This window comes from Microcoleus sp. B4-C1 (assembly GCF_036705285.1).
Taxonomy (GTDB): Bacteria; Cyanobacteriota; Cyanobacteriia; order Cyanobacteriales; family Microcoleaceae; genus Microcoleus.
In genome coordinates this window covers 1-1,370 of the sequence record NZ_JAUBUC010000229.1, presented here as the reverse complement: position 1 = coordinate 1,370, position 1,370 = coordinate 1, and the positions used below count along the sequence as shown (strand labels likewise).

Annotated in this window: 1 protein-coding gene; it reads right to left on the bottom strand. The window is 44.1% G+C overall.

Annotated features, from left to right (window positions below; all coding sequences use genetic code 11):
- Positions 1-373: 373 nt before the first annotated feature.
- Positions 374-994, bottom strand: coding sequence for a transcriptional regulator (locus QUB26_RS31810; protein ID WP_333321304.1), 621 nt, complete (start codon positions 992-994; stop codon positions 374-376).
- Positions 995-1,370: the final 376 nt, after the last annotated feature.

Below are 1,370 nucleotides of genomic sequence, written 5' to 3'. Positions count from 1 at the left end.
GCGTCCCGCCCGTCCCAAAAGGACGGGCGGGACGCCCATCCCACAATAAAAATTAAAATTGTAAGTTATTTAATTCGCGATCCTTACTACAAGATTGTGTGTACTTCATGAACATGGAATATGCTGTATCTGAGATGTTGCACCATTCTCAATAAGCCTTTTATGAACAGGCTTTTCTGCCTGTTCCACAAGAAAATTCACTCTTTGCGGAACAGGGCGAAAAGCCTGTTAAGCGAGAATGGTACTCTGGGCGTGAGTTAGATCGGAGATATTGCGTCAAGAATTGACATCGAATATAAGCATCGACAACAAGGCTATTGACGACGCGGTAATGCCGTTTCCCTACTCCACAATAATTCCTCTCATCGCCCTGTCAGTAACAATATCTTTTGTTGTCGTTGGGTTTTGATTGTCTTTGGGAGGTGCGTTTATGTCCTAGGAGAGTGGAGATGATGATGCAGCGTTGGCTGTTTCTTAAATTGGGATGATATAGTGTTAGGGTTCCTTTGGCTCTTATACTCGTTAGCGTGCAGTCGTGGTCGCTTCGAGATACGGGGCAACCTCTGTGGTTGAACATGACGCGCCGGATTGTGCCGTTTGTTTTTTGTTCGTTGCTGTCATTTACTTGGAGCACTGTTGTTTCATCTGGATCTATTTGAATTTGCGGTTCTAGGTTTTTCCATTGACTGTCTGGTATTTGGGCTGGGGGAATGTCGGCTGGGTGAACGGCTATTTGTACGTTTTCTCCTACTTGTTTGAAGCTGGCTTGCCATGAGGTTTTGTCGCGTTTGGCGTTGCTGCGGGCAAGTTCCATTGCCCAATAAGCTCGATCGACTGATACCTTTAAACGGTGGTTGTTAATAAACATTAGCCAAGAGGGGGCGACGATCGCACAAAATATTCCTATGATTAAAATAATTATCAATAGCTCAATCATGGTAAAACCTGGGGCAGGTGTAGTGGCTCTGCCTTTGAGCGTTTTATTTATTGACACGTAGATGCACTCCCTGATATTTAGCTGGCCCAAAAAACAGCTAGGAGGAGCTATTTTTTATTGGGTATATTTTAACTTTGCGTTTGGCGAGTGTGTAGATCGGTATTTACTGAAAATTTATGCGACTTTAAAAAAACTGCGCCCGATCGCACCAGATCCCGAAGATATGTAGGGAGAATCTAAATGAAAGCAGCCAAGCTAGGAATTGGAGTTTTGAGGCAGGAGGGAGAAGAAAAAGCTCTCCTGAGTTTATGGCGTAAAATATAGCAATCAATACAGTGAGAGGGATGAATTTTTATTTAGGAATGAGAATTAAATAACTTCCACTCTTGAAAGTGGGATGGGCGTCCCGCCCGTCCTTTTTGGACGGGCGGGA